This window comes from Chryseobacterium sp. R2A-55 (assembly GCF_021401085.1).
Lineage (GTDB): Bacteria > Bacteroidota > Bacteroidia > Flavobacteriales > Weeksellaceae > Kaistella.
The window spans coordinates 64,053-90,151 of record NZ_JACBFP010000006.1 but is presented as its reverse complement, the minus strand read 5'-3'; the positions used below and the strand labels follow the sequence as shown (position 1 = coordinate 90,151).

The 26,099-nt window shown below is 40.2% G+C and carries 26 protein-coding genes and 1 riboswitch; of the genes, 16 read left to right on the top strand and 10 right to left on the bottom strand.

Annotation, left to right across the window (positions count from 1 at the left end; genetic code table 11):
• Positions 1-68 precede the first annotated feature (68 nt).
• A riboswitch (SAM riboswitch) is annotated at positions 69-175 on the top strand.
• Between the two features lie 58 nt (positions 176-233).
• The 4 genes from L0951_RS08370 (at position 234) to L0951_RS08355 (ending at position 6,591) form a co-directional block, all read left to right on the top strand.
• Positions 234-1,238 (top strand): homocysteine S-methyltransferase family protein, encoded by a 1,005-nt coding sequence (locus L0951_RS08370; RefSeq protein WP_234110780.1) that lies wholly within the window; start codon positions 234-236, stop codon positions 1,236-1,238.
• Positions 1,239-1,732: 494 nt separating this feature from the next.
• Positions 1,733-4,855 carry a vitamin B12 dependent-methionine synthase activation domain-containing protein gene (locus L0951_RS08365; protein WP_234110779.1) on the top strand — a complete coding sequence of 1,041 codons (3,123 nt, stop codon included), beginning with the start codon at positions 1,733-1,735 and terminating at the stop codon, positions 4,853-4,855.
• A gap of 283 nt (positions 4,856-5,138) precedes the next feature.
• Positions 5,139-6,095 (top strand): methylenetetrahydrofolate reductase [NAD(P)H], encoded by a 957-nt coding sequence (gene metF, locus L0951_RS08360; RefSeq protein WP_234110778.1) that lies wholly within the window; start codon positions 5,139-5,141, stop codon positions 6,093-6,095.
• Positions 6,096-6,147: 52 nt separating this feature from the next.
• Positions 6,148-6,591 carry a hypothetical protein gene (locus tag L0951_RS08355; RefSeq protein ID WP_234110777.1) on the top strand — a complete coding sequence of 148 codons (444 nt, stop codon included), beginning with the start codon at positions 6,148-6,150 and terminating at the stop codon, positions 6,589-6,591.
• A gap of 123 nt (positions 6,592-6,714) precedes the next feature.
• Here L0951_RS08355 and L0951_RS08350 read toward each other — a convergent pair whose 3' ends face one another.
• The 6 genes from L0951_RS08350 to L0951_RS08325 all read right to left on the bottom strand — a co-directional run bounded on the left by L0951_RS08350 (position 6,715) and on the right by L0951_RS08325 (position 12,148).
• On the bottom strand, positions 6,715-7,392 hold the full coding sequence (locus tag L0951_RS08350; RefSeq protein WP_234110776.1) for a hypothetical protein: 678 nt from the start codon (positions 7,390-7,392) through the stop codon (positions 6,715-6,717).
• Between the two features lie 85 nt (positions 7,393-7,477).
• On the bottom strand, positions 7,478-8,269 hold the full coding sequence (locus L0951_RS08345) for an SDR family oxidoreductase (RefSeq protein WP_234110775.1): 792 nt from the start codon (positions 8,267-8,269) through the stop codon (positions 7,478-7,480).
• A 44-nt stretch (positions 8,270-8,313) separates the two neighbouring features.
• Entirely contained in the window at positions 8,314-9,546 is a 1,233-nt protein-coding gene (locus L0951_RS08340) for a 3-phosphoshikimate 1-carboxyvinyltransferase (RefSeq protein ID WP_234110849.1), read from the bottom strand.
• Between the two features lie 26 nt (positions 9,547-9,572).
• Entirely contained in the window at positions 9,573-9,905 is a 333-nt protein-coding gene (locus L0951_RS08335) for a nucleotide pyrophosphohydrolase (protein ID WP_234110774.1), read from the bottom strand.
• On the bottom strand, positions 9,902-10,723 hold the full coding sequence (locus L0951_RS08330) for an alpha/beta hydrolase (RefSeq protein ID WP_234110773.1): 822 nt from the start codon (positions 10,721-10,723) through the stop codon (positions 9,902-9,904). Before L0951_RS08330 ends, L0951_RS08335 begins: the two co-directional genes overlap by 4 nt.
• Positions 10,724-10,762: 39 nt before the next feature.
• Positions 10,763-12,148 (bottom strand): hypothetical protein, encoded by a 1,386-nt coding sequence (locus tag L0951_RS08325; RefSeq protein ID WP_234110772.1) that lies wholly within the window; start codon positions 12,146-12,148, stop codon positions 10,763-10,765.
• 184 nt (positions 12,149-12,332) lie between these two features.
• Here L0951_RS08325 and L0951_RS08320 point away from each other — a divergent pair, with 184 nt between their 5' ends.
• From L0951_RS08320 to L0951_RS08270, 11 genes are all read left to right on the top strand, one after another.
• The gene (locus L0951_RS08320; protein WP_048499968.1) at positions 12,333-12,584 is read left to right on the top strand and encodes a type B 50S ribosomal protein L31; all 252 of its coding nucleotides are present in this window, start codon (positions 12,333-12,335) and stop codon (positions 12,582-12,584) included.
• A 91-nt stretch (positions 12,585-12,675) separates the two neighbouring features.
• Positions 12,676-13,836 carry a GlmU family protein gene (locus L0951_RS08315; protein ID WP_234110771.1) on the top strand — a complete coding sequence of 387 codons (1,161 nt, stop codon included), beginning with the start codon at positions 12,676-12,678 and terminating at the stop codon, positions 13,834-13,836.
• Between the two features lie 157 nt (positions 13,837-13,993).
• Positions 13,994-14,398 (top strand): hypothetical protein, encoded by a 405-nt coding sequence (locus L0951_RS08310; RefSeq protein WP_234110770.1) that lies wholly within the window; start codon positions 13,994-13,996, stop codon positions 14,396-14,398.
• Between the two features lie 4 nt (positions 14,399-14,402).
• Positions 14,403-15,668 carry a hypothetical protein gene (locus L0951_RS08305; RefSeq protein WP_234110769.1) on the top strand — a complete coding sequence of 422 codons (1,266 nt, stop codon included), beginning with the start codon at positions 14,403-14,405 and terminating at the stop codon, positions 15,666-15,668.
• Between the two features lie 5 nt (positions 15,669-15,673).
• Positions 15,674-16,564: a hypothetical protein gene (locus L0951_RS08300; RefSeq protein ID WP_234110768.1), complete on the top strand. Its 891-nt coding sequence runs from the start codon at positions 15,674-15,676 to the stop codon at positions 16,562-16,564.
• A gap of 4 nt (positions 16,565-16,568) precedes the next feature.
• Positions 16,569-17,201 (top strand): hypothetical protein, encoded by a 633-nt coding sequence (locus L0951_RS08295; RefSeq protein ID WP_234110767.1) that lies wholly within the window; start codon positions 16,569-16,571, stop codon positions 17,199-17,201.
• 383 nt (positions 17,202-17,584) lie between these two features.
• Positions 17,585-17,872 carry a DUF6804 family protein gene (locus L0951_RS08290; protein ID WP_234110766.1) on the top strand — a complete coding sequence of 96 codons (288 nt, stop codon included), beginning with the start codon at positions 17,585-17,587 and terminating at the stop codon, positions 17,870-17,872.
• Positions 17,873-18,029: 157 nt separating this feature from the next.
• Entirely contained in the window at positions 18,030-19,388 is a 1,359-nt protein-coding gene (locus L0951_RS08285; RefSeq protein WP_234110765.1) for a rhodanese-related sulfurtransferase, read from the top strand.
• Positions 19,385-20,632, top strand: a complete 1,248-nt coding sequence (locus tag L0951_RS08280; RefSeq protein ID WP_234110764.1) for a peptidase U32 family protein — start codon at positions 19,385-19,387, stop codon at positions 20,630-20,632. Before L0951_RS08285 ends, L0951_RS08280 begins: the two co-directional genes overlap by 4 nt.
• The gene (locus tag L0951_RS08275; protein ID WP_234110763.1) at positions 20,632-20,862 is read left to right on the top strand and encodes a ferredoxin; all 231 of its coding nucleotides are present in this window, start codon (positions 20,632-20,634) and stop codon (positions 20,860-20,862) included. The genes L0951_RS08280 and L0951_RS08275 overlap by 1 nt, the downstream gene beginning before the upstream one ends.
• A 148-nt stretch (positions 20,863-21,010) precedes the next feature.
• The gene (locus tag L0951_RS08270) at positions 21,011-21,598 is read left to right on the top strand and encodes a 5-formyltetrahydrofolate cyclo-ligase (protein ID WP_234110762.1); all 588 of its coding nucleotides are present in this window, start codon (positions 21,011-21,013) and stop codon (positions 21,596-21,598) included.
• On the opposite strand, the gene L0951_RS08265 is transcribed toward L0951_RS08270, so the two are convergent.
• Together L0951_RS08265 and L0951_RS08260 are read right to left on the bottom strand one after the other, a co-directional pair.
• Positions 21,535-22,116: a hypothetical protein gene (locus L0951_RS08265; RefSeq protein ID WP_234110761.1), complete on the bottom strand. Its 582-nt coding sequence runs from the start codon at positions 22,114-22,116 to the stop codon at positions 21,535-21,537. The two genes, L0951_RS08270 and L0951_RS08265, sit on opposite strands and share 64 nt — an antisense overlap.
• On the bottom strand, positions 22,103-23,269 hold the full coding sequence (locus L0951_RS08260; protein WP_234110760.1) for a hypothetical protein: 1,167 nt from the start codon (positions 23,267-23,269) through the stop codon (positions 22,103-22,105). The genes L0951_RS08265 and L0951_RS08260 overlap by 14 nt, the downstream gene beginning before the upstream one ends.
• 180 nt (positions 23,270-23,449) lie before the next feature.
• Between L0951_RS08260 and L0951_RS08255 the strand changes: the two genes are divergently transcribed.
• Complete coding sequence (locus L0951_RS08255) at positions 23,450-23,731, top strand: hypothetical protein (protein ID WP_048500743.1); 282 nt, start codon at positions 23,450-23,452, stop codon at positions 23,729-23,731.
• Positions 23,732-23,782: 51 nt separating this feature from the next.
• On the opposite strand, the gene L0951_RS08250 is transcribed toward L0951_RS08255, so the two are convergent.
• Positions 23,783-24,550, bottom strand: a complete 768-nt coding sequence (locus L0951_RS08250; RefSeq protein ID WP_234110759.1) for a TrmH family RNA methyltransferase — start codon at positions 24,548-24,550, stop codon at positions 23,783-23,785.
• Entirely contained in the window at positions 24,547-26,061 is a 1,515-nt protein-coding gene (gene rmuC, locus L0951_RS08245; RefSeq protein WP_234110758.1) for a DNA recombination protein RmuC, read from the bottom strand. Before rmuC ends, L0951_RS08250 begins: the two co-directional genes overlap by 4 nt.
• Positions 26,062-26,099 lie beyond the last annotated feature (38 nt).

Sequence of the window (26,099 nt, the reverse complement as noted above, 5' to 3'; positions counted from 1 at the left end):
TCCAAATTCCTGAAGATTCAAAAAATAGACTATATTTGCATCTTGATTTGTTCTTTTACATATTGAAAATGTTATCAGGAAAGGTGGAGAGATTAGACTCTATGAAACCTTGGCAACCCTTCGGAAACGGAGAAGGTGCTACGTTCTATCCCGAATTTTAGGGAACAGATAACACGGACTCAATCACCAATTCTTTGGTAGCATTTTCAATTTTAATTTTATGATTAATTGAAATGCTTCAAAATACACTCAAGCTTTACGATCAATTAAGTTCCCGAATCCTGGTCCTGGACGGAGCTATGGGAACCATGCTGCAACGTTACCATTTCACCGAGGAAGATTATCGCGGCGAACGGTTTAAAAACTGGGAACATCCCCTGAAAGGAAACAATGATTTGCTTTCTTTAACACAACCACAGGCGATTGAGGAAGTCCACCGGAAATATCTGGAAGCGGGAGCAGACATCATTGAAACCAACACGTTTTCCGGAACAACCATTGCAATGGCTGATTACCACATGGAAGAATTGGTTTCGGAACTCAATTTTGAATCCGCAAAAATTGCCAGAAAGATCTGCGACGAATTCACTGCGAAGAATCCGGCCAAACCGCGATTTGTGGCGGGTTCCATCGGACCCACCAACAAGACAGCCTCACTCTCGCCAGACGTGAATGATCCGGGATTTCGGGCAATCACTTTTGATGAGTTGAGAATCGCCTATAAACAACAGGCGGTAGCACTTTTGGATGGTGGTGCAGATATTCTTTTGGTGGAAACAATCTTTGACACACTTAATGCGAAAGCCGCATTATTCGCAATTGACGAAATCCAGGAAGAAAGAAAAATCCAGATTCCAATCATGGTTTCGGGAACGATTACTGATGCTTCTGGAAGGACTCTGAGCGGACAAACCGCAGAAGCCTTTCTGATTTCGATTTCGCATTTGAATTTATTGAGTGTCGGATTCAATTGCGCTTTGGGAGCACAGCAGCTCACTCCATATCTGGAAACACTTGCCAACAATTCGGATTTTTATGTTTCCGCATATCCAAACGCCGGATTGCCCAATGCATTTGGACAATACGACGAAACTCCCGAGTTTATGGCGGAACAGATCCGGGAATATGTAGAGAAAGGTTTGGTCAATATCATCGGCGGCTGCTGCGGAACGACCCCTCCACATATTAAAGCCATTGCCGATTTGGTCAAGGATTTTCAACCCAGGAAAATTAAGTGAACAATCCAGAAATCTATCAAGGTAGCAATTGATTGGTTGAGGTGAAATTGAACCCGGTCAATCAAGAACCGAAGCGGCGAAATCAACAGGCAGAGGTGAAGTCCTTGGAAAAAGGGACCCAAAACGACAAAGCCACGAAGTGCCAATATCAATTAATATAAGATGACCCTTAGGAAATTTGAAAAAATCACCCAAAAACAAATCCCAATGTGGACAGTCAGTAACAAAAATCTATGTGCACTTTCTGTGTATCCAAGGGAAATAAATGGTGTTGAAACTTACCTTTTGAATCAGAAAGAACAGCATGAAAAACTGACTTTTCAGCAAGAGTTTAGAGCATTTTAAAAGAAATATAAGGTGGAATATGATGAAAGAAATATCCGGGATCAGGATGTCGTGCCTTCAACGCTCCACAATTCCGCCACCTGTTTTTTCAGGGGCTCTATCTTTGGCTAATGTTTAAGGTCTTTCAGGCCTGCAAAAAAAATTGAATTATGAAATCGAATCAAAAAATACTTAAACTCTCCGGTCTTGAACCGTTAATCATCACCCCGGAATCCAACTTTATTAACATTGGGGAAAGAACCAACGTGGCCGGTTCCAAGAAATTCCTTCGATTGATTAAGGAGGAAAAATATTCGGAAGCATTAGATATTGCCCGACATCAAGTGGAAGGTGGCGCGCAAATCCTGGATGTGAATTTTGACGACGGTTTGCTCGACGGTAAAGCTGCGATGGTAAAATTCTTAAACCTGATCGCTTCCGAACCGGATATTGCCAGAATTCCGATCATGATCGATTCCTCGAAATGGGAGATTTTGGAAGCGGGATTACAGATCGTTCAGGGAAAATGTGTGGTGAATTCCATCAGCTTAAAAGAAGGAGAAGAGGAATTTATTCAACATGCCAAAACCATTAAAAGGTATGGAGCAGCAGTGATTGTGATGGCGTTTGATGAAGAGGGACAAGCCGATAATTACGACCGAAGAATTGAAATCTGTAAACGTTCCTATGATATTTTGGTGAACAAAGTCGGTTTTCCTTCAGAAGATATTATTTTCGATTTGAATATCTTCCCGGTGGCGACCGGAATGGAAGAGCACCGCAGAAACGCCCTGGATTTCATCGAAGCCACAAAATGGGTGCGTGAAAATTTACCGAATGTTTCGGTGAGCGGCGGTGTTTCCAATGTTTCGTTTTCGTTCCGTGGGAATGATTCTGTGCGCGAAGCGATGCACTCGGTTTTTCTGTATCATGCCATTAAAAATGGAATGAATATGGGGATTGTAAATCCCGCAATGCTTGAAGTTTACGATGAAATCCCGAAAGATTTGTTGGAGTTGGTGGAAGATGTAATGCTCAACCGAAGAGACGATGCCACCGAAAGACTGCTTGATTATTCTGAACGGAACAAAGGCTCAAAAAAGGAAATCGTCCAGGATCTGGAATGGCGAAAAAACCCGCTTCAGGACCGCATTACTCATGCTTTGGTGAAGGGAATCGACCGGTTTATCATTGAAGATGTGGAAGAAGCGAGACAGGTTTCCGAAAGACCTTTAGATGTCATTGAAGTCAATTTAATGACCGGAATGGGCGTAGTGGGCGATTTATTCGGAAGTGGAAAAATGTTTTTGCCACAAGTGGTGAAATCTGCAAGGGTGATGAAAAAAGCAGTTGCCTATATTGAGCCATTTATTCGCCCCGGTTCCTCCAAAGGCGAGCAAATCTCTACCAATGAACCGGGGAACCAAACTCGGGAAAAATCCTGGGAAACTGCAAATCCCGTCCTTTTTTCTGAATTAAAAGTTCGCGCAGAAGAATTACGGGATCAGATGACCGAAGCGGAGACGCTCCTGTGGAATGTTCTGAGCGGGAAGAAATTTGAAGGATATGAATTCCAAAGAAAGCATATAGTTGACCGGTTTATTGTGGATTTTGTTTGTCTGAAACAGAAACTTATTGTTGAACTGGATGGCAAATTGCCTCATGAACAGGAACAAGCCGAAAAAGATAAAATCCGAACAGAAATCTTAAATTCAGAAGGCTTCAAAGTCATAAGTTTTCAGAATAAGGAAGTCTTACACCATCTTGACTCTGTTTTAAACAGGATCATGGAAGAACTGAAAACTCCAGGAGAAGCAGTTCATATCAGCGATGCTCCTTCCTCCGGGAGAGAGAGGGCCGGCAAAATTGTAATGGCCACCGTAAAAGGCGATGTGCATGATATCGGAAAAAATATTGTTTCAGTGGTTTTGGGCTGCAATAATTACGAAATCGTTGATTTGGGTGTGATGGTTCCGGCGGAAAAAATCATTCAGACCGCAATTGAAGAAAATGCAGATGCGATTGGTTTAAGCGGACTGATTACCCCAAGTTTGGACGAAATGGTGCATGTTGCAGATGAACTGGAAAGGAAAAATCTGCATTTCCCGCTATTGATTGGCGGCGCCACGACCTCAAAAGCGCATACGGCGGTGAAAATTGCGCCGAAATATTCGAATACGGTTGTTCATATTAACGATGCGTCCAGAGCGGTGGGAGTGGTTTCGCAACTTTTGGACCGGAATGCTGAAGATTTCAAGAAAGAGTTGAAAGAAGAGTATGACGAGTTCCGGGAAAAGTTTTTGAGCCGGCAAATCGACAAAGAATATATTCCCATCGGGGAAGCGAGAAATCAGAAATTCCAAATCGACTGGGAAAATGAGGAAATCTTTAAACCCAAAAAATTGGGAATCCATATTATTGAGGACCTGGATTTGAATGAACTTTTACCGTTTGTGGATTGGTCGCCCTTCTTCAGAAGTTGGGAACTCCATGGCAAATTTCCTGAGATCCTGCAGGATGAAATCGTGGGCGAACAGGCACGGGAGGTTTTCAAAGACGCCCAGAAAATGCTCAAAAAAATCATTGCCGAAAAATTACTGACTGCAAAAGCCATTTTCGGATTATTCCCGGCAAATTCCGTAAATCACGATGATGTGGAAGTTTATGACGAAAACGGAAAGGTGATTTCCACTTTCCACACGCTTCGTCAGCAACTGAAAAGATCAGCCGGAAAAGATTACCTCGCACTCGCCGATTTCGTGGCTCCAAAAGAAAGCGGAAAACAGGATTATATAGGATGTTTCGCAGTAACGACCGGTTTCGGAACTGATGAACTGGTAAATAAATACAAAGAGGACCATGACGACTATAATGCCATTTTGGCAAAAGCGTTATCGGATCGTTTGGCGGAAGCTTTCGCGGAATATCTTCACTATCAGGTAAGAACCGAATTCTGGGGTTATGCAGAAGACGAAAATTTGGACAATGAGCAGTTAATTGCCGAAAAATATTTGGGAATTCGTCCCGCTCCCGGTTATCCGGCTTGTCCGGACCATTTGGAGAAAAAAACGATCTGGGAATTATTGAACGTTTATGAACGTATCGGTTTGGAACTCACTCCGGGATTGGCAATGTTCCCCACAGCTGCAGTTTCTGGATATTATTTTGGAAATCCAAAAGCAAAATATTTCGGCGTCGGGAAAATCTCGGAAGATCAGTTGAACGATTATGCCCAAAGAAAGAATGTGGATGTGGAGTTTGCAAAAAAATGGCTGGCTCCGAATTTGGCCTGATAAAAGCAAAATTCAAAGAAAACCGCTGAACGGCAGCATCGCGAATGTACCGCAGTGAATCCCCGCCTGAACGATGAAAGAGAAAATCCGGGAACATACGTTGGAAAAAGCTTTGTCGAGAGGACTTGCAGCGGACGTAGCGAACCGGGTTACAGGATGTGCATTGGAGAGAGACGCACCCATTTTAAAGTAAAATTAAACGAAGTTGTTTGCAAAGTTAGCTTCACTTTGCTGGCAATAACAAAAAAACGGAGTTGGAGAATTGCTCTGCTCGAAATGAAATATGAAAATTATTGACCACCTGAAAAATGCCAATGGCAAAACACTTTTTTCCATCGAGGTAATTCCACCCACGAAAGGAACCGGAATCGAGGATTTATACAAAAACATTGATCCTCTGATGGAATTCAAACCGCCATTTATTGATGTGACTACTTCCAGGGAAGAATACGTGTACATCGAAAAAGGAAACGGATTGATGGAAAGGAAAATCACCAGAATGCGGCCAGGAACTTTGGGAATCTGTGCGTCGATTCAGCATAAATATGATGTAGATACCGTTCCGCATGTGCTTTGCGGCGGATTTACCAAAGAAGAAACGGAGTATCTTCTGGTGGATTGTCTCTATCTGGGAATCGACAATATCATGGCGCTCCGCGGCGATGCGATGAAAGGTCAGAACCACTATGTCCCAACGGAAGGCGGTCACGAATTTGCGATTCATTTGGTGGAACACATCAACGATATCGGGCGGGGAAAATATTTGACCGACGAAAAAAGATGCAATCAGGAGAACAAATTCTGCATCGGTGTCGCCGGTTATCCTGAAAAACACATCGAAGCACCGTCTATGAAATATGATTTGCAGCGTTTGAAGGAAAAAGTGGCAGCAGGAGCAGATTATGTGGTGACGCAGATGTTTTTTGACAACCGGAAATATTTTGAGTTTGTGAAAGAAGCCAGAAAAATCGGAATTGATGTTCCGATTATTCCGGGAATCAAACCGATTGCCACCAAAGGTCATCTCTCTATGTTGCCGAAAACTTTCAAAATAGATTTGCCGGAAGAATTGGTCGGAGAAATCGCGAAGGCAAAAGATAATACCGCAGTGAAACAGATCGGTGTGGAGTGGGCGATCAATCAATGCCGGGAACTTTTGGAGTTCGGTGTTCCGGTACTGCATTTTTATTCGATGGGGAAGAGCGACAATATCAGAAAAGTGGCGGAGGAAATATTTTAATTCTTTAGCTGTACTACATGAAAAAACAATTGTTTTTCTTTTGTTTTCCCAAATGATACTCGCGCAGAGTTCGCCCAGATGTGCCTTCTCCATAACTTATGATACAGGAAATATTTTCGAAACCGGCAAAGTCATTGCCCGCATTAAGAACACCGCCGCTGAGGTTTTGATCTTACCGGAAAGTTTTTCCTTCTGTAACTTATACATCGCTAAGGTTGAATTATGGAACAATGAAAAAGGACAGTATGAGCATTGGAAATCCCAAAAAAAAGACATTGACTGCTTTGCAAATCGGGAAAAAACTCAAAAACTGAAAAGTGGGAAATCAACATCTTTTATATTGAATTTGAAATCTGATTTAGACATGATGCTTTTCGGGGGTTTTTTTGAAAACAGTAAAGAATTAAAATATCGGATATTGCTTCATTTTCCGGTATATGGTAAAGCCTGTTCCAATGAGGTATCTGAAAATTCAGAATGGATTTACGTCAATTAAAATAGTAAGGTGAACCCAAAGAAGCATTTGTTTTTAAATGGTTTTTTCGGGTGCTCCATTGCAAAAGTAACTCCCCATCCGGTCATCAGGATGGGGAGGATTTATTTAATTGAAATCAGATTTTTAACTGTTCAGAAAAGCGGCCAGTTTGATCAGATCCGCTTCGTCATTAATTTTTATTTTATTGGATTTGATGAAAGATTCCAGTTCTGCTTTTCTTGCAGGAAGCAGTGCCGGAAGGTCTTTTGCGTTTTTCGGTAATCTGATGAATTCATCATCGGTCTTTAGAAAATAAATCGGTTTCTGGGTTTCAAACCTTGCAGGAATTGCAGAAATCAGACTGTTCGGAGCAGGAACTGCATCGTAGTATTTGGTCTGTATTTTCTTGAGGATGCGGTTTTTTCCGCCTGCGATTTCAAAGAAATAACCTGCAAATTCGTCGTATGTGTTTACCAGAACGAGTTTCAGATTAGATTTGTCAAAGGTGAATTTAGGATAGGATTCTTCCCTTGGAATTTCGTAAACTTCATTTTTGTCCATGATTTCAATCGTATCCAAAAACGAATTGTAACGAATGGGGACAAAGCTGGAAGTGTCACCGACTCTTGCATTCACAAAACCTGGCGTATAATAGGGAATTCCACTGATATCAGAGTACTTGATCTTGGTTTTTCCGTTGTTCACTTCGTCAATAACCTTACTGAACCGGGCTTGTCTGGCAAGGTCTCCCAATGTGATCTGTTGCGCCTGGAAAAAATGGCTTCCGATGAATAAAAGAACGGAACAGGTGATGATTTTCATAATGATATTCTATTTCTACAAATGTAGGTTTTTTTGTGTTTCCTGCTTCAATAATATTTTTGATAAAATGTTAAAATTTAGACATCTACTCATCTAACTTACTGTACTTTCTCATTAAATGCTCATACAAATTCTGAGGCAAGATCCATTTTAACGGAACTCCGATTTTCTGTCCGAATTTCCCAAAGTAATAGTGGGCTTTCCACGATTTTTTAGCTAAAAGTTTTTCAATGTAGGCCGCAACTTCCGAGGGTTCCGTGCCTTGGTCAACATGGGAGTTCATGACCTGGTGTATTTTTTCGAATATTCTCTGATAAGGCTGCGAAACGGCGGTCTGCACTCGGTTTTCTGCGATATTGGTTCTGATGTCGCCCAAATGAAGCGCGCAAACCTCAATATTCCAGGGTGAAACTTCATACCGTATCGCTTCCGTGACTTTGTCCAAGGCCGATTTCGATGCTGAATAAAAGCCGCGGAAAGGAAGTCCCATCTCTGAACCGATACTTGAAATATTGATGATTCTTCCGGATCTTTGTTCGCGCATCATCGGTAAAACGGCGCTCATCATTTGCACAGCACCCACTACATTCAGGTTAAATAAGCTTAAGATTTCCTCCTGCGAGGAATCTTCCACTGAACCCACCATTCCCATTCCGGCATTGTTGATCAGCAGATCGATTCTTTTTTCGGTTTTTAAAATTTCCGAAACGGCGTTTTGAACTTGGAAACGATCGGTAATGTCGGTCGGAATTGTGGTGAAAAATTTGGAATCTGCATTTTTTCTGCTCAATCCGAAAACCCGGTGTCCTTTTTTTCCGAAGAATTCAGCCAGTGCAAAACCGATTCCGGTTGATGATCCAGTGATGATTACGGTCATTTTCTATTTAATTGAAATTTGCATTTGGAAGCAAAGCTAAAGATTTAATACAGTACTTTCTGCAAGTCATTCCAAAATTCCGGGTATGATTTTTTGACCACCTCCTCATTTTCGATATTCAGTTCCTCGATCAGACAAAAAGGAGCAAAGCTCATGGCCATTCTGTGATCATCATAAGTCTTGATCGAAATGTGGTCATTGGGCTTGAAGAATTTTATTGAACGGATAGTATCTTCTGTGATTTCGCAGATGCATCCAATTTTGAAGAGCTCGTTTTTCAAGGCTGAAAGCCGGTCGGTTTCTTTTAATTTCAAGGTTTTCAAACCGGTAATTTCAAATGGAATTTTCAATGCCGTTGCAGTTACACAAACAGTTTGCGCCAAATCCGGGCAATCATTCATATTCAGGGAAACCTTTTCGGGGAAACGGAAAAAATGATCGGGCAAAAGTGAGATTTTGTTTTCGATCGCCTCCGAAATGGTATCTAGGCCGAAGAATTTCCAATAAATTTCCTTCAAAATGGAATCGCCCTGCAAAGAATATTGCCGGAAAGTTTTCAGATTTATGGCTTCGCGACCAATGGCGGCTAAAGAGTAAAAATAGGAAGCGGAACTCCAGTCGCTTTCTACCGCAAATTTGATCAGCTGAGAGCTTTTTTCGGTTTGTACGTCGGGAAATATTTTGATGAGGTTTCCTTCCCAGCTGTTTGAAATCCCTGCGTTTCTCAGGATTTTCAGCGTCATTTCCAGGTAGGGCCGCGAAGTGATTTCGCCCAGCAGATTTATTTCCAGACCATGTTCCAGCTTTCCGCCGATGAGCATGAGCGAAGAGATAAACTGGCTTGAAATATTTGCCGGAATCGTCAATGAGTTTTTTTCGAGTTTTTTTCCAACAATTTTTAAAGGTGGAAATCCTTCTTTTTCCACATAGGTAATCTCTGCCCCCAATGTTTTCAATGCATCGACCAAAGGTTTTATCGGTCGCTGTTTCATCCGTTCGGAACCCGTTAAAATAATTGTTTTCCCTTCCTGGATTGCGAAGTAGGAAGTCAGGAAACGCATTGCTGTTCCCGCATGATGGATGTTGATGATTTCAGAATCGCTTTCCAGCGCTTTCCGCATCACGAAAGTGTCCTCGGAATCCGACAGGTTTTCAATCAGCAGGTTTCCGAAGAGTTGCTCCAAAATCAAAAGCCGGTTCGAAATGCTCTTCGAACCGTTGATCTGGATGGTTTCGTTGGGTTTTAAAGTGGATTTTTTTAGCTTCAAATGGAAAATATTTTAATCTTATTTATGGTGTGCAGCTATTTTAATTTTTCATTATTCTGATGCCGTTCAGAATCCCGCTCCGTTTTCTTCTTCATTTTTTTATCGAAAGCTGCCTGCAGATCGGTTCCGGTTTGGTTGGCTAAACATAAAGTTACAAAAAGTACATCAGCTAATTCTTCACCTAAATCTTTCGACTTATCGGATTCTTTTTCGCTTTGTTCGCCATATCTTCTGGCAATAATTCTAGCGACTTCTCCCACTTCTTCGGTCAGCATCGCCATATTGGTCAGTTCATTGAAATAGCGGACTCCGACGGTTTTGATCCAATCATCCACTTCTTTCTGCAAATTGTTTATTTCATGATTCATTGCGCATTATTTAAGGCAAAAGTCCAAATCAACGCTTTTTCCTTCGTTGCCCGGAAAATGGTGTTGTGTTTTTCATTTTTCTCGGGGGAATAATTCCATTTTAAGTTCGGCAGATTTTCTGATTTCAGGATATCGGCGAGTTCCTCAGTATAGGGCAAGATATCTGTGGTGCCGGAACCGGCAAACCAAAATTTTCGCTCGGTTTCCGGAAGTTTTATCAAAAGTTCCTTTGCATTTTTCACCAGAAATTGGTTGTTCCACCACAAGGAAGGATCGATCGCGATATAGTCGTCGAAAATATCTGGTCTGGTGAGAAAAGTTTCCACCACGAAAAGTCCGGCAGCAGATTCACCGATAATCGCTTTCTGCTTTGTGGTCCGGTAATGTTTGTTGATGTGCGGAATCAATTCGTCCTTGATAAATGCCAGAAATTTTTCTGAACCTCCCACAACCGGTGCTGTTTTTTTATCTGATTCCACTGCTGTATAACCGGTTAAATCCCGTCTTCGCTGCGTATTTTCAATACCTACTAAAATGAGGGGCGAAATTTTTTTCGACTTGATGAGTTCCGCAACGGTATTTGCAAGGTGTGGGAAATCTTCCTGGATTCCGCCATCCGGCATATACAGTACAGCGAGAGAATCTTTGCTTTGCGCATATTCTGGCGGTGTCCACACATTGATGGTTCTTTTTTCCGCCACATTTTTAGAAAAAACAGGAAAGGATTCATGAGGTGGAACAGGATCTTTTTTTTGAGCAAAACCATTTCCACCCGATATCAGGAAAATCAGCAGTAAACAATATGATAAGTTTTTCATTTTTTCCGGCTTACAATGATTGATTACTCATTATTCTTTTCACTGATAAGCTCCAATCGTAGGTGAAACCAATCGTGAAACCCCCACAATGTCTGCCGGAACAGACGCTGCCACTGCGTTATTTCCTTTTCCTTTCGCCGGCGAATCGGCTTTTACCCGCAAGTTCATCTTATGTGTGAAGTAATTCTGGAATTTTGGATCCTGGTTTTTGATGGAATTCGCATCCAGATTATAGCCGGGATTTGTTCCCTGTTTCACGAGGCAGTTTTGGAAAGTATAGGTAAAAGGCTGTCCCTGAGTTGGTTTGAACTGGATGGAATTCTCTTTTTCACCGTAAATAATGGAATTTCCAATGGTTAAAGTCAAAGCTCCCTGTTCTGTGTTGGTGCCGTTTTGGTAGGCATTGGCCGCATAAATTCCAAGTCCCGGAAGCGAGCCGTCCATCGACCAGTAATTAGCGAGCGTAGAATGGAGGATCTTGATATTTCCGCCTTTAAATATTCCAAAATCTGCTTCACCGCAATTGTTCATCACCAGGTTTCTGGCCACCACGGTGGAATTTACTGCGTAGATACCATATTCCTGATGGGTGTGGATCATCGTGTTGTCAATCGTTGCATTGGTTTGAGTCATTTCCAGACCACGTGTACCGCCGAAAACTTTGGCATAATTCATGGTTAAAGAGGAGTTGGGTTCAAATGAAATCCCGTTCCAGTTCTTGGGGATGGTATCATAGCGGGTATCGTTCCGGTCGCCCCGGAAAGTCACTTCGTTCCCTAAATTGCCGTTCACATTCAAAACTGAATTTTTCAGGATTTTCAAACCGCTGTTTTTATGGAAATACACTTTTGTTCCCGGCTGTATGTTCAAGGTTTTTCCTTCAGCCAAACTCAGGTCGCCAAAGATAATTTTGGCTTTATCATTGGACCAGGTCGTATTTTCGGTCAAAATATTGGGATTGGTTTCGGTTTTGATGAAAAACTCAGCATCCTGAACCACGGAGAACAGCGTCACATGCTGTGTTCCCGCCGGAGACTGAAAGATCACGCGGTCTTCAGCAATTGCTTCGGGAGCATTCGCCACCGGTGCAATTTCCACAAAAATATAAAGGGAGTCTTTTTTCCTCAATGCCACATTCGCGAATTCTGTCCCCGCTTTTCCGTCCACATTGATCCGGTAAAGAGACGCTGCGCCGCTTTCGAGCGATATTTTTGGAATCATTATGTCTTTGTCTTCATCATTGTAAATTTTCACGGCATAAGTCTCGGAGCGGACCTGGTTGTAAACCGTATCGCAAAAAACGGTGTCCGTAGAGAAGCGCAACAGCTGTGACGGTGCATCAAAACTGATCTCGTCACGGTTACACGCAATAGCGGTCAAAAGAAACCAAAAAGAAACACCAAGTAGGAGTTTGAAATTTTTCATCGGAATAGATATAGAGATTTCAAATTTAACTAAAATTATGGAACGGGAAAATTTTAAAATTATGTATTTGAGTATTTGCGGATTGAAAAATTAATTGTACTTTTGCAACCTAAAATTCAGCAGAGAAAAATCCATTACTACTTTCAAAGCGAATTTTGTATAAAAAATTTAAAAAGAATTTATTATGAAAAACGGAATTCACCCAGAAAATTATAGATTGGTCGTGTTCAAAGACATGAGTAACGACGAGATGTTTCTTTGCAAATCTACTGCAGAAACCAAAGATACCATTGAATTTGAAGGAGCTACTTACCCATTGATCAAAATGGAGATCTCTTCAACTTCTCACCCTTTCTACACCGGAAAAGTGAAATTGGTGGATACTGCAGGTAGAGTTGACAAATTCATGAACAAGTACAAGAAATTCGCAAAATAATTGCTGAATTTAAATGATATTTAAAGTCTTTCGGATTTCTGAAAGACTTTTTTTATTGTAAATTTGACCTTCCAACATAAAATCAATTTCGATGCAACTCGTTTTTTCTGACGCCCAATTCTGGGAAGATTTTTTGCCTCTAACATTTACAAGACCAGTCGCTGAGATGCGTTGCGGAATGCTGACCTTCTCGGAAAGATGGCAGAAACTTCTGGATACTTCGGAAATCTCTTTCATTACCGAGGATTTCCTGCAGGAAAAATTCAGGAAACCTGAACCTGTGGAAAGTCTGTTTATTGTTCCGAATTTTTTGCCGACTGAAAATGTTTTGGTTCAAATCAAAGATTTAAAAGCCGGTGAAGCCCTGGTTTACGAAAATGAATTGCTCGCCGCCAAAGTGAATATGGACCGTTTTTCTTTGAACCAAATCGGGAAAATGACGGACATTCATGAAGAACTTCTGTTTTTTAAACAACCGACTGACTTATTTTCCTATAATGAAAAGGCGATTGATTTCGATTTTGAATTGCTGACCAAAGGAAGAAGATCCCAGGAATTATCGGAGACCAACGGTTTTTTAGGAAATGCGGATGATTTGTTTATTGAGGAAGGTGCATCAGTAGAATTTTCAACCTTGAACACAAGAACCGGAAAAATCTATATCGGTAAAAATGCGGAAGTGATGGAAGGCTGCAATCTCCGCGGTCCGATTGCACTTTGCGAAGAATCGAAATTTAATCTCGGTGCGAAAATTTATGGAGCCACCACGATTGGTCCCCATTCCAAAGTAGGCGGTGAAGTCAATAATATTGTGATTTTTGGGTATTCCAATAAAGCTCATGATGGATTTTTGGGAAATTCCGTGATCGGCGAATGGTGTAATCTCGGTGCAGATACCAATTCTTCCAACCTCAAAAATAATTATGCCACCGTAAAACTTTGGAACTACCGGAGCAAAAGATTTGCAGATACCGGACTTCAATTCGCCGGATTAATAATGGGCGACCATTCCAAAACAGCGATTAATACTCAGTTTAATACTGGAACGGTTGTTGGAGTTGCCGCGAATATTTTCAAAAGCGGATTTCCGCCGAACCTGATCGAAAGTTTTTCCTGGGGCGGAATGAAGGGCGACGAAAAATTCAAACTTGAAAAAGCCTGCGAAGTTGCGGAAAAAGCGATGGCGAGGAGAAAAATTCCCTTTACCGAAGTGGACAGGAATATTCTGAAATATATTTATTTGGAGTATTAAAAAGATTTACGAATTTTAAAAATTACAAACGTCTGTGCTATAAGTGCAGACGTTTGTTTTTTGCATTGTTTTTTTTGCGTTTTACGGAAAACCGTATTTTGGAATAAAAAGATGGTTATAACTTGGCATCGAAAATAAATAATAAACAAAATTTTATATGGAAAAAAATCAACTCAAACATCATTTTATTAATCTTTATCTTATTGCATTGAGCGACGGGAGTTTTGATAAAGAAGAATTGGAAGTTATTCTGAAAATTGCTTCCGAAAAAGGGATCAGTGAGGAAGAATTTAAAGAATTTATTACTGATCCTACCAATGTAACGATGGAAATTCCAGAAGATTTTCTATCAAAAATCAAATTGCTTTACGATTTTACAAGAGTAATTCTGGCTGACGGAAAAATTGAAGACGATGAGAAAAAAGTCTTTATGAGATTGTGTGGTAACTATAATTTTGACCATGAAGAAAGCGAAGAACTTTTTGACTGGCTGATTGATTTAGCCAAGAAAGATTTGCCAACCAACCGCATTGATGAAGAATTACAAACTTTAATAAACTAAAACTATGGCACTCGCAAAATTAAAAGCTTTGGTTAATAATAATATGAAACCAAGCAAAGAAGCTCAGGAAGTTTCATTGAATGAAACTCAAAATAATTCAGAAAACAACAGCCAAAGAATAACATATAAAAATTGGGGATTTCAGTCAGCTGGAAACCATAACGGAAGAGAAATTCCTTTTGGTGGAATGTTGAATCTGGTAAGGCAACGTTTTCGAAAAGAAGTTTTAGAAGATGAAAATGAGACAAAAAAAATAATTAACGATGCTCAAATCGAGTTGGATAAAAGGGAGTTGCAGATTTCAAATAAAGAAAATGAAATCGGTAATATCAACCAAAAGAAAATATCGGTTTTAAAAGAGAAAATTGAAAATCTGAAAAAAGATATTATCCGTATTAAAGAAAATCCCGAAGAATTATTGAAAGATAAATTGGGAAAAGCGGGTTTAATAATCGGAATTTTAATTCTTTCAGCACTTACGGTTTATTTGTTTGTTTTTTACAGTTCGGCAAGCTATTCTGCCTTTTTTAAACAATTTACCATTAATAGTAATTTGGGAATGGCGAGTTCTATTTTCGATCCGAAAGCAATAGAAGTTGCATCTGAACATATTACAGAATTGATTCTGATTCTTACCATTCCGTTTGTGTTTTTGGGATTAGGTTATTTAATTCATAGGTTTCAAGAGAAGAAAAACTTTAAAAATTACTTTAAAATTTTCGGGTTAATCGTGGTTACATTTATTTTCGATTTTATTTTGGCGTATGAAATTACCGAGAAAATCTACAATATTAAAAAAGGGGGATCCTTTCAGGATATGCCAGATTATTCTGTTTCGTTAGCTTTTCAAGCAGTGAATTTTTGGCTTATCATTTTTGCGGGATTTGTGGTGTATCTGATTTGGGGTTTTGTTTTTGATTTCGTGATGGAATCTTATGACAAATTAGATATTGTGAAACAAGCAATAAAAGCCAAAGAAACCGAAATTAAATTATATGAAGAAGATATTGTAAAAAACCAGAATGCAATAGACTCTTTAAATAAAGAAATTGCGGAATTGCGTTTGGAATGTAAAGATTATGAAAAAATCATTAGTGGAAATACCATTATTATTAATTGGGAAGGCTATGAGCATAGTATTTTTGAATTTACCTCGGGTTGGACACATTGGATGTCAGCAAGAGGACAATGGCAAAATAAGATAGATCAAATTCACGATTTGGCACAAGAATTTTTAAATAAAGACAAAAAAACTGAAAACCTAAAATAAATAAAATGAAAAAAATAATTACAATTATAGGAACGGCGATTTTGTGCCTAATTTTGGTTCAATGTAAGAAGGAAGGAAAAGGAACAAACACACCACCGCCAACTCAAGAAAAACAACTCAATATTACTTTTCTCTTGGATTTATCCGACAGAATTGAACCCTCAAAATATCCTGCTTCGCCCGAACATTATCAAAGAGATGAAGCAATTGTAAAAACCTTTGTGGATATTTTTAAAAATGATATGAATAAAAAAGGCGGATACAAAGCAAAAGGAAAAATGAAAGTGATTTTCAGTCCACAACCGCAAGATCCAAATATCAACAAAATTGCTTCTGAATTGAATATTGATCTTTCTGCAATGCAAACCTCTCAAAAGAAAAATGTTTTTGATAATTTGGAGAGTAAGTTTTCCGGAAACCTTTCAAAAATTTATGATTTAACACTTGCACAGAAAAACTATATAGGTTCTGATATTTGGCGTTTTTTTAAAAATGATGTTAAAGATTATGCAATAACAGATGATCCGAATTACAAAAATGTTTTGGTGATTATAACTGACGGTTATATTTATCATAAAGATTCCAATTCACGATCAAATAATAGAACAACCTTCTTAACTCCCGAATTGATAACGAAAGAGAAGCTAAGATTCGGAAAATGGAAAGATAAATTTGATAATAATGATTATGGATTTATGACCACAAGAAAAGATTTGGGAAATCTGGAAGTTTTGGTTTTGGAAATTAATCCTGAAGGGAATAATTTAAAAGATGAAGATATTATTAAAGCCTATCTTTCAAAATGGTTTAAAGAAATGGGAATCAAAAAATTCGAGATTTACAATTCGGATTTGCCAGTAAATACAAAATCGAGAATTGAAAAATTTTTAAAGTAAAAGAATGAAAAAAACAAAATACGCTTTTTGTTTAGGGATTTTTGTACTCGTATTGTCTTGCAAAAAAACAGAAACCGATTACAATAATAACGGCTGGGCTTTTGATTCCGCGGCTGCAGTTATTGATTCTGCCGCAGCAGTTGCAGATAATTATCAGATAAATAATGATTCTGCAATAGCAGAACCTATTGAAGTTGCCGAACCGCAAAACAACAAATATCTCGATAATTCTTTGCAAACTGGTGCAACTCCTTATTCCAAATATTATGGTAAAAACTCTTCTTGCGATGATAATGGTTGTTCCCAGATAAAAGTAAAAACACCCTACAATTCCGATGTTTTGGTTACCATAAAAAAGAATAATGAAGTGGTAAGACATGCTTATATTAAGGCAAACGACAGTTTTACATTTTCTTTTCCAAACGGAAATTATCAGGCATTTTTCTATTACGGAAAAGGCTGGAATCCTGAAAAAGAAATGAAAAACGGAGCAATAAAAGGCGGTTTTGTAGCCGACGAAAGTTTCGGTAAAGATGATGAACAGTCTTTATATAATAATATTTTGTCTTATGAACTAATTTTACAACCCAACGGAAATTTCAGTACCTCGCCAAGTAATCCTGAAGAAGCATTATAAATAATTGACTATTCTAAATACGAATAATTGAAGTTCTTTAAATGAAACACTTTTTAACGATATTATTTTGCTTTTTTCTAAGTGAGAGTTTACATTCACAAATGGTTTACAAAACGCCGTCGGGTAAAAAATATCACCTGGCTTCTTGTCGAATGGTTAAAAATGTATCACAAAAACTAAGTGTAACAAATGCTGTAAATGAAGGATTGCAAGCTTGTAAAATTTGTAAACCTGCAATAATAACTTCGCAAAACCCAGTAGGTAAACGAACGCAAGGACAATCTAATACTCAACAATGCAATGGCAATACCAAAAAAGGTACTCGTTGCCAACACAGAACAAGTATTGGAAATGGTTATTGTTTCCAACATCAACCTTAAATTATGGAAAAGCTCATCAAACTCATCCTCGCTATTTTATTTTTCCTCTGCCTTCTAAAAATGCCTTATGGATATTTTCAATTGGTTCGGTTTCTGGCTTTGACAGGATTTGGGATTTTGGCATTTCAAGCGAATCAACAAAACAAACAAACGGAAATGTTCGTTTTTATTGCTCTGGCTTTGCTGTTTCAGCCATTTTTCAAAATCGCTCTCGGAAGAGAAATCTGGAATATGGTAGATGTAATTGTCGGAATAGGACTTCTTATTAGCTTGTTCACAAAAAAACCTTGATTTTCTGAACCCTTTCAGCGTTTCACCTTTAGAAAAATAAGTTTTCAATTTAACAAACGCTGAAAGGATTGAGCGTTGGCAAAAGAAAAAGCGGGATCGCAATGACGCCGAAAATTCTTATCTTTGCAAAAATTTTCTCACTTAAACCGTTTATAGCATGCAACTGTACAACACCTTAAGCGCAGAAGAAAGAGCTCGGTTAATTGATGAAGCCGGTAAGCAGCGCCTTACTTTGTCTTTCTATGCGTACGCCAAAATCTCAGATCCCAAAAAATTTCGCGACGAATTATTCATAGCCTGGAACGCACTCGATGCACTGGGTAGAATTTACGTGGCCCACGAAGGAATTAATGCACAGATGAGTATTCCGGAAGAAAATCTGGGAGCTTTCCGCGAAACACTGGAAGTTTACGATTTCATGAAGGGAATCCGTTTGAATGAAGCCGTGGAACATGATGATCATTCTTTCCTGAAACTGACCATCAAAGTCCGGAATAAGATTGTTGCCGATGGTTTAAACGACGAGACTTTTGATGTAACCAACAAAGGAATTCACTTAAAGGCCAAAGAATTCAATGCTTTGCTTGAAGATCCAAATACGATTGTAGTTGATTTCAGAAATCATTACGAAAGTGAAGTCGGGCATTTCGAAGGAGCAATTACTCCTGATGTGGAAACGTTCAGAGAGAGTTTGCCGATTATCAATGAAAAACTACAGGATTTCAAAGAAGATAAAAATCTTTTGATGTATTGCACCGGTGGAATCCGTTGCGAAAAAGCGAGCGCTTATTTTAAACATCAGGGTTTCAAAAATGTGTATCAGCTCGAAGGCGGAATCATAGAATATACGCGTCAGATCAAAGAAGAAAATATCAAAAGTAAATTTATCGGAAAAAACTTTGTCTTCGATCACCGTTTGGGAGAGCGGATTACCGACGATATCGTTTCGCAGTGTCACCAATGCGGAAAACCTTGTGATGATCACACCAATTGTGCAAACGACGGTTGTCATTTGCTTTTTATTCAGTGTGACGAATGTAAGGCGGCGATGGAAAACTGCTGTTCCGAAGAATGTTTAAATGTCATTCATTTGCCTTTGGATGAGCAGATCAAATTAAGAAGGGGAGTTCAGGTGGGAAACAAGATTTTCAGAAAAGGAAAATCCCCGGCACTGAAATTCAAAAATTCAGGGGAGCTGCCCAAACAGCCATTGGCAAAAGCTGAAGCCAAAAATATCCGCCAGAAAATTGCGGTAAAAAAAGTTTTGGTGGGCAAAGCTGAACATTATTATACCAAATCGAAGATTGCCCAGTTTTTAATGGAAAACGGAGAACTTTCGATCGGCGATAAAGTTCTGATTTCCGGACCCACAACCGGTGAGCAGGAAATGACCATCACTGAAATATTCGCCAACGGAAATTCATGTGAAAACGCAAAACCGGGAGATCAGATCACTTTCCCGACTCCATTCAGAATTCGTCTCAGTGATCAGTTATATAAAATTTTGGCATCATGACCGCATCAGGAAAAATAGAATTAATGTCACCTGCAGGTGATTTTACCTCAATGCAGGCGGCTTTGGACAACGGCGCAGATTCCATTTATTTTGGCGTGGAACAGCTGAATATGAGAGCGAGAGCTTCCATGAACTTCACCATCGATGATTTGCCGGAAATCTCCAGAAGATGTTCTGAAAAAGGGGTGAGAACCTATCTTACCTTAAACACCATAATTTACGACCACGATTTATCCCTCATTAAAACCCTTTTGGATAAAGCAAAAGCGGCGAATCTGACGGCGGTGATTGCGATGGATCAGGCGGTAATCGCCTACGCAAGACAAATCGGGTTGGAAGTCCATATCTCCACCCAGATCAATATCACGAACATTGAAACCGTGAAATTCTATGCGCTTTTTGCCGATACGATGGTGATGAGCCGTGAACTTTCAATGACTCAAATCAAAAAAATCTGTGACCAGATCGTTAAGGATGATGTCCGCGGACCTTCCGGTAATTTGGTTGAGGTCGAAATTTTCGGTCACGGCGCGCTTTGCATGGCGGTTTCGGGGAAATGCTATCTGAGTTTACATGCCCATAATTCATCTGCAAACCGGGGTGCCTGCAAACAGAACTGCAGAAAAAAGTACACGGTGATTGATCAGGAAACCGGTTTCGAGATCGAATTGGATAATGAGTACATGATGTCACCGAAAGATTTGTGCACCATAGGATTTCTGGACCAAATCGTGGATGCAGGTGTGAAAGTCTTAAAAATAGAAGGGCGCGGCAGAGCCCCGGAATATGTGGCAACCGTGACGAAATGTTATCGGGAAGCCATAGACTCTATCGAAGATGGAACTTTCTCCGAAGAAAAAGTGGAGGCGTGGATGAAACAGCTCGAAACCGTTTACAACAGAGGTTTTTGGGCAGGTTATTATCTCGGGCAGGAACTGGGGGAATGGTCTTCAGCCAATGGTTCCGCTGCAACTCAGAGAAAAGTCTATATCGGAAAAGGACGGCATTTTTATCCCCAATCAGGTATCGCGGAATTTCTGATCGAAGCCTACGATCTGAATGTGGGTGACAAAGTTTTGATTCAAGGTCCTACCACCGGTTCTCAGGAAATGGTGGTGGAAGCAATGCGGGTGGATCAAAAACCCGAAGCCGAAACGGCAACCAAAGCAGATGTGATCACCTTCAAAACTGATTTCCGGGTGAGACCGAGCGATAAACTCTATAAATTAGTAGCAAACAGCTGATGGTGATTGTAACGCTTCAGCGGGACAAGTGCATCGGCTGTAATTACTGTGCAGAATTTGCGCCGGAATATTTCCGGATGTCAAAAAAGGACGGGAAGTCGGTCTTGCTGAAATCCCTTGATAAGAAAGGATTCCATACTTTGAAAACTCCCCATCACCAGGCGGCTGAATCCTGCGAAAAGGCGGCGAAAGCCTGTCCGGTGAAGATTATTTCGGTGAAGGAGGTATAAGATGTTTGATTATAAACATCAAAGACATTTTTGCAGCGAAGGTTTTAAATAAAAAGGGCATTCTCCGGGAGTGCTTTTTTTTGTAAATTGTAGCCACGAATTTGCGGACCTCCCATTTGAACATTCCTCCATAGACCATTTGATCGCCATGACAAAATCAGAAATCAGAAAAAAATACCTTCAAAAGCGGGAAACGCTTTCTCAAAGTGAAGTGATTGATTTTTCGAAAAAAATCTTTCAGAATTTCATTTCCCGATTTAAGCCTGTTGAAAATCAGAAAGTTCATATTTTTCTGTCGATTCCTGAAAAAGGCGAGGTGGATACGAAATTATTCCTGGATTACTTTTTTGAGAGCGGGATCCGGGTATTTGTGCCAAAGATTGTGCATAAGAAAATGATTTCGGTGGAAATTACTGAGGAAACTCCGCTGATTAGGAGTTCATGGGGAATTGACGAACCGGAAAGCAACGAGGATTCCGGTGAAAAGGATTTTGATTTCGTGGTCACGCCCCTGCTTTATTGCGATCAGAATGGAAACCGGGTAGGCTATGGAAAAGGATATTACGATGGTTTTTTTTCCGCCATCAGTGCAGCTTCGCTCAGAATAGGTGTCGGATTTTTCAATCCGGAGGAAGAAATTGAAGATTTGATTGCACGGGATGTGCCGCTCCGCTATTTGGTGACTCCCACCGAAGTGCTGTCTTTTGGCGGTTTCACATCAAAATCTACGAAGTAGAACGTGAATTCTTTCTTGAATTTCACAGGGGAAAGTTTCAGGGTGTATTGCACATTCTTTTGAAAATTCCCGATGAGTCTGTCCCGGCTGTCATAATATTCCACGTTGAATTTTGCAAAATCCAGCGTATCATGTCCTATGATTTCCTTTTTCACCTCTATATTTCCTACTTTGGCGGTTTTCACTTTGAAACTGTCAAGCTGTTTCAGAATCGGTTTCAGTCTGTCTGAGTCTTTTTCAGCAAAATAGCTCCTCATCTGAGCATAAATTACGGAATCAATTTCTGTGTCCCGGTTTCCGGCGGTATAAAGCGTGGAAAGATCCAGTAGTTCCTGAATTTTCTGCTTGGTGATGAACGAAATCGCCTGCGCGCTGTCCATTTTGGTGACGGGGTAGGTTTTCCTGTTATTGTTATTTCTGACTTTCTGAAGGTCAGATAATTCGGTGGATTCCTTGTTGCAGGCTGCTGCAGAGAACAGGAGAGAAAGCAGCATCAGCAATAAATTATTTCTTCTCATCGGTCGCGATTTTAAATTTGATCATGTTGATTTTTCCTGCTTTATCATCTTTTGTTTCAATGACCTGCAGGTTTTCCAGCGATGTTGACGGCAAAGTAACCAGGTTGATGTACCTTTGTTTGTCCATGGTTTCCACTCCATAAGTCTCATTGTCGTAAACCTGGTAAATCAGGGCGTTATCACTGATCAGGTAATTGAGGCTTTCCCGTTTTTTCTTCAGATCTTTAAGGGATTTCGAATAATAGAACAGCATAATCGCATAATCGTTGGGTTTCAGTTCTATATTTTCAGCTTCCGGAGCGGTTTCCAGGTTTCGGTAAATGGTGTCTGTGCGGTAGTAAGGCGACGAAACCACCATGGTCAGTTTTTTTGATTTCGTGGTATAAACGAAAGGTTCATTGGGTTTCGCCACATAAAGTATGGGGGACTCGTTGTCCTTCAAAATTTGAACCTGCAGCTCTGCATTGATCTTGGAATTTCGGTCCGCATCAATGAAACTGTAGTAGAATTTCCTGCTGAAGAGTTCATCTTTAAAACCCAGAAGGCCAACCGAAACCGCCAGAATGGCAGAAATTCCCAACCAAAGGTATTTTTTCAGAATGGAAAAAGTGGGCTTTTGCTCTGTGGTGTCGTAGGTTGAAAATGATGAACCTGTTTTATTAATCTGCTGATTGTCAGTAGTTGAAATTTGTAAATCAGATTTTTCAGGCAGATGTTCAGTGCTTTTTTTTGTTTCGGCAGCACGGGTTTCGGAATTTTTTTCCTGCGGATCTGCAGGTGGTGATTTTTCCGCAATCCTTTCCAATTCCCCGATCTGTTCCCCGTCGGGTTCGTCGGTTTCTGACAGGATTTCATTGGCGAACAAATGATTTTTCTTAAAGTCGTACCAGGACATGTAGCCCGCATAAGCACTGAGAATGTTCAGCATATCGATGCGGGGCAGTTTGGTGACGGGGGAAGTTTTGAAATAGGTGTAAAAGGATTTTTCAGAGATATTTCCTTTTGCTCTTTTTCGCAGATCTTCCTGAAAATAGATAATATCGATACCCTTCCACTTCGAAATATCGTCGTCTGAAGGGGTATAATTTTCTAAATACTGAGTTTGGACCTCATTTTTTAGCTGTTCGAAGTGTAATAAATCTAAATCGCTCAATTGCCAGGTTTATATAATCGTTTGATTATCAATAATGTTTTTTTGTAAAACAATTTTACAAATATATTACAATTAATTTTCGGAAACAAATTTATTTGCTGCTCTACCTTTGTCCCGTTCAAATGAATGAACAGAACAATCGAAATTGAAAACAAACAAAACAATTAAATTTAATTTATTATGAAAAAGTCATTCTTCGTAGCTGCTATCGCTGCTGTAGCTCTTGTAGCTTGTAACAAATCTGAGTCTGTAGAAAACGCTTCAACAACTGATTCTGCAGCTGCTGCTGTGGTTGATTCTGCTGCAACTGTAGTTGATTCTGCTGCTGCTGTAGTTGATTCTGCTGCTACTGCTACTGCTGGTGCTGCTACTGACGCTGCTGCTGCTACTACTGAAGCTGTTAAAGGTGCTGCTACCGATGCTAAAGAAGCTGCAAAAGATGCTAAAGAAGCTACTAAATAATTAGTAACCGCTTTGAATAATAAACCGTTTCTCCCTGAGAAGCGGTTTTTTTTATGCCCTTTTTTGCCGCAAGATCTCATAGCAGGTGATTGCCACGGCATTACTCAGATTCAGGGAATCTATGGTTCCCGCCATTGGAATCAGGGTATTCTCACCTCTGCCGATCCAAAAATCGCTCAGTCCCGAATGTTCCGTCCCGAAAAGAACTGCTGATTTCTTTTTAAGATCCCTTTTGTCAAGATCTTCTGCACGCTCATCCATCAGAGTGGTGAATATGGAGTATTGGTGGGCCAGCAAAAATTGGTGAAGCTCTTCATTGGAGGTTTGAAAGACATTCATTCCGAATAAGCATCCCACGCTTGAGCGGATTACATTGGGATTAAAAAAGTCCGCTTTGGTGTCGGTGATCATTACGGCGTCTATGCCAAAAGCTTCGCAGCTCCGCAGGATGGCGCCCAGATTTCCCGGTTTTTCAACACTTTCCAGAATAATTACCGACGAATCGGATTGGGGTACAAAATCTTTTAATTCGGCCGTTTTCGTTTGGTATATTCCGATGATTCCTTCGGAAGTTCCCCGGTATGCTATTTTTTGATAAACATTTTCGGAAACCAGACTGATTTTTCCTTTAGGGAAATCCTCGTCAAAGATGCTTTCACAAATGAAAAATTCCCTGGCCTCAAAACCGAACTGAAGCGCCCGATCGTTTTCCTGCCTTCCTTCCACGACGAAAACTCCGGATTTTTTCCGGAACCGGTTGTCTGCGACTAATCTCGAAAGGTATTTGATCCTGTCGTTTTGGGGGCTCTCAATCATCATGATCCGGATGGTGAATTTTCGGTTTCTTCATCGAGCAGGCTGATTTCAGACTGGTCATTCGCGCGTTCCAGGAGCGATTCCGGAAGGTGCTTTTTGGTGGATGCACCCAATTGCTTTATTCGCTGCACGCTTCCCACCAGATTTCCTCTTCCTGTCGAAAGTTTTTTCATGGCGTTCTCGTAATCGCCTTTTGCATCGTCCATTTTCCTTCCAATTTTCAGCAAATCGGAGACAAATCCTTCAAACTTGTCAAACAAAGCTCCCGCCTGTCTGGCGATTTCTTCGGCATTCCGGTTTTGGTCTGCCCTTTTCCAAACGTCGGAAATAAGTTTGAGGTAAGCGATCAGATTGGTGGGACTCAGTAAAATAATATGCTTCTGGTATGCATAGTTCCAAAGATTCTGATCGTACTGAACTGCGGTCAGGAAGGCCGGTTCCACGGGAACAAACATGATGGTGAAATCCAGTGCGTCCTTCAGGTTATCATACCTTTTCTGGGCAAGGGTGTCTATGTGTTTTTTCACCGCGGCAATGTGCAGCTGAAGATTTGATTTCCGGTCGTCTTCATTTTCAGCAGAAACCATCCGTTCATAAGCGTTGAGTGAAACCTTGGAATCGATGATCACCAATTGGTTTCCGGGAAGTTTCAGTACAAAATCCGGTCTTTGATTTTCTCCGTCCTCGTTTTTAATGTTGTATTGCGTAAAATATTCGCGGTCTTTGGTCAATCCGGAATCTTCCAGAATTCTTTCTAAAATCATTTCGCCCCAATCGCCCTGTGTTTTGGTCTGACCTTTCAGCGCAGTGGCCAGATTATTGGCTTCCTGACTGATTTTGTTGGTTTGTTCCATCATCATTTTGATGACGGTATTCAGCGAACTTCTTTCCCGGGTATCCTGTTCATAGACTTCGTTGACCCTTTTCTTAAAACTTTCCAGGTTTTCTCCAAGAGGTTTCAGCAACAGATCCAGATTTTCCTTATTGGTTTCTGTAAATTTCTTCGTCTTTTCGTCCAGGATTTCATTGGCCAGGTTTTTAAACTCATTTTTCGCGGCTTCCTGAAGTTTGATGATTTCCTCTTTTTGTTCTTCAAACCGTTTTTGAAGATTTTCGTTTTGGGCAGAAAGTTCAGATTTGATGGCGATCAGATTTTGCTTTTCCGCATTGATGGCTTCGATTTTTTCTTCCTGTATTCTGTTGATTTCCTGTTGTTCGGTGATTTTCCGGTTTTGGGAATCATTCACCGCGTTGATCTGTGCGATTTCTTTTTCGAGTTCAGACTTCAGCTCAGAAAGCTCTTTGGTAAGATTTTTTTCCTGATCAAAATACTTATTCAACTCGTTGATTTTCAGATTTGAGTTCTCTAACTCGGAACTGGTGCGGATGAAATTATTATTGAGTTCTTCAAAATCCTTTCTTGAAACATTTCCGGATTTCAGCATAAAATAGAGCATCACAGCGCCCAGTACGGCGCCGGAAATAAATCCGGTAATCAGGTAGATGGTTTCCATTTCCCAAAAGTAGTTTATTATGGAATTAATTACAATTT

What these genes read in the sequence shown, in the direction of transcription:
- L0951_RS08250 (WP_234110759.1), bottom strand. Translation starts at nt 24,550, where the DNA reads ATGATGATTGAGAGCCCCCAAAACGACAGGATCAAATACCTTTCGAGA.
- L0951_RS08285 (WP_234110765.1), top strand. Translation starts at nt 18,030, where the DNA reads ATGCAACTGTACAACACCTTAAGCGCAGAAGAAAGAGCTCGGTTAATT.
- L0951_RS08275 (WP_234110763.1), top strand. Translation starts at nt 20,632, where the DNA reads ATGGTGATTGTAACGCTTCAGCGGGACAAGTGCATCGGCTGTAATTAC.
- L0951_RS08355 (WP_234110777.1), top strand. Translation starts at nt 6,148, where the DNA reads ATGATACTCGCGCAGAGTTCGCCCAGATGTGCCTTCTCCATAACTTAT.
- L0951_RS08325 (WP_234110772.1), bottom strand. Translation starts at nt 12,148, where the DNA reads ATGAAAAATTTCAAACTCCTACTTGGTGTTTCTTTTTGGTTTCTTTTG.
- L0951_RS08310 (WP_234110770.1), top strand. Translation starts at nt 13,994, where the DNA reads ATGGAAAAAAATCAACTCAAACATCATTTTATTAATCTTTATCTTATT.
- L0951_RS08330 (WP_234110773.1), bottom strand. Translation starts at nt 10,723, where the DNA reads ATGAAAAACTTATCATATTGTTTACTGCTGATTTTCCTGATATCGGGT.
- L0951_RS08365 (WP_234110779.1), top strand. Translation starts at nt 1,733, where the DNA reads ATGAAATCGAATCAAAAAATACTTAAACTCTCCGGTCTTGAACCGTTA.
- L0951_RS08315 (WP_234110771.1), top strand. Translation starts at nt 12,676, where the DNA reads ATGCAACTCGTTTTTTCTGACGCCCAATTCTGGGAAGATTTTTTGCCT.
- L0951_RS08335 (WP_234110774.1), bottom strand. Translation starts at nt 9,905, where the DNA reads ATGAATCATGAAATAAACAATTTGCAGAAAGAAGTGGATGATTGGATC.
- L0951_RS08350 (WP_234110776.1), bottom strand. Translation starts at nt 7,392, where the DNA reads ATGAAAATCATCACCTGTTCCGTTCTTTTATTCATCGGAAGCCATTTT.
- L0951_RS08290 (WP_234110766.1), top strand. Translation starts at nt 17,585, where the DNA reads ATGGAAAAGCTCATCAAACTCATCCTCGCTATTTTATTTTTCCTCTGC.
- L0951_RS08370 (WP_234110780.1), top strand. Translation starts at nt 234, where the DNA reads ATGCTTCAAAATACACTCAAGCTTTACGATCAATTAAGTTCCCGAATC.
- metF (WP_234110778.1), top strand. Translation starts at nt 5,139, where the DNA reads ATGAAAATTATTGACCACCTGAAAAATGCCAATGGCAAAACACTTTTT.
- rmuC (WP_234110758.1), bottom strand. Translation starts at nt 26,061, where the DNA reads ATGGAAACCATCTACCTGATTACCGGATTTATTTCCGGCGCCGTACTG.
- L0951_RS08320 (WP_048499968.1), top strand. Translation starts at nt 12,333, where the DNA reads ATGAAAAACGGAATTCACCCAGAAAATTATAGATTGGTCGTGTTCAAA.
- L0951_RS08255 (WP_048500743.1), top strand. Translation starts at nt 23,450, where the DNA reads ATGAAAAAGTCATTCTTCGTAGCTGCTATCGCTGCTGTAGCTCTTGTA.
- L0951_RS08265 (WP_234110761.1), bottom strand. Translation starts at nt 22,116, where the DNA reads ATGAGAAGAAATAATTTATTGCTGATGCTGCTTTCTCTCCTGTTCTCT.
- L0951_RS08295 (WP_234110767.1), top strand. Translation starts at nt 16,569, where the DNA reads ATGAAAAAAACAAAATACGCTTTTTGTTTAGGGATTTTTGTACTCGTA.
- L0951_RS08270 (WP_234110762.1), top strand. Translation starts at nt 21,011, where the DNA reads ATGACAAAATCAGAAATCAGAAAAAAATACCTTCAAAAGCGGGAAACG.
- L0951_RS08280 (WP_234110764.1), top strand. Translation starts at nt 19,385, where the DNA reads ATGACCGCATCAGGAAAAATAGAATTAATGTCACCTGCAGGTGATTTT.
- L0951_RS08345 (WP_234110775.1), bottom strand. Translation starts at nt 8,269, where the DNA reads ATGACCGTAATCATCACTGGATCATCAACCGGAATCGGTTTTGCACTG.
- L0951_RS08305 (WP_234110769.1), top strand. Translation starts at nt 14,403, where the DNA reads ATGGCACTCGCAAAATTAAAAGCTTTGGTTAATAATAATATGAAACCA.
- L0951_RS08300 (WP_234110768.1), top strand. Translation starts at nt 15,674, where the DNA reads ATGAAAAAAATAATTACAATTATAGGAACGGCGATTTTGTGCCTAATT.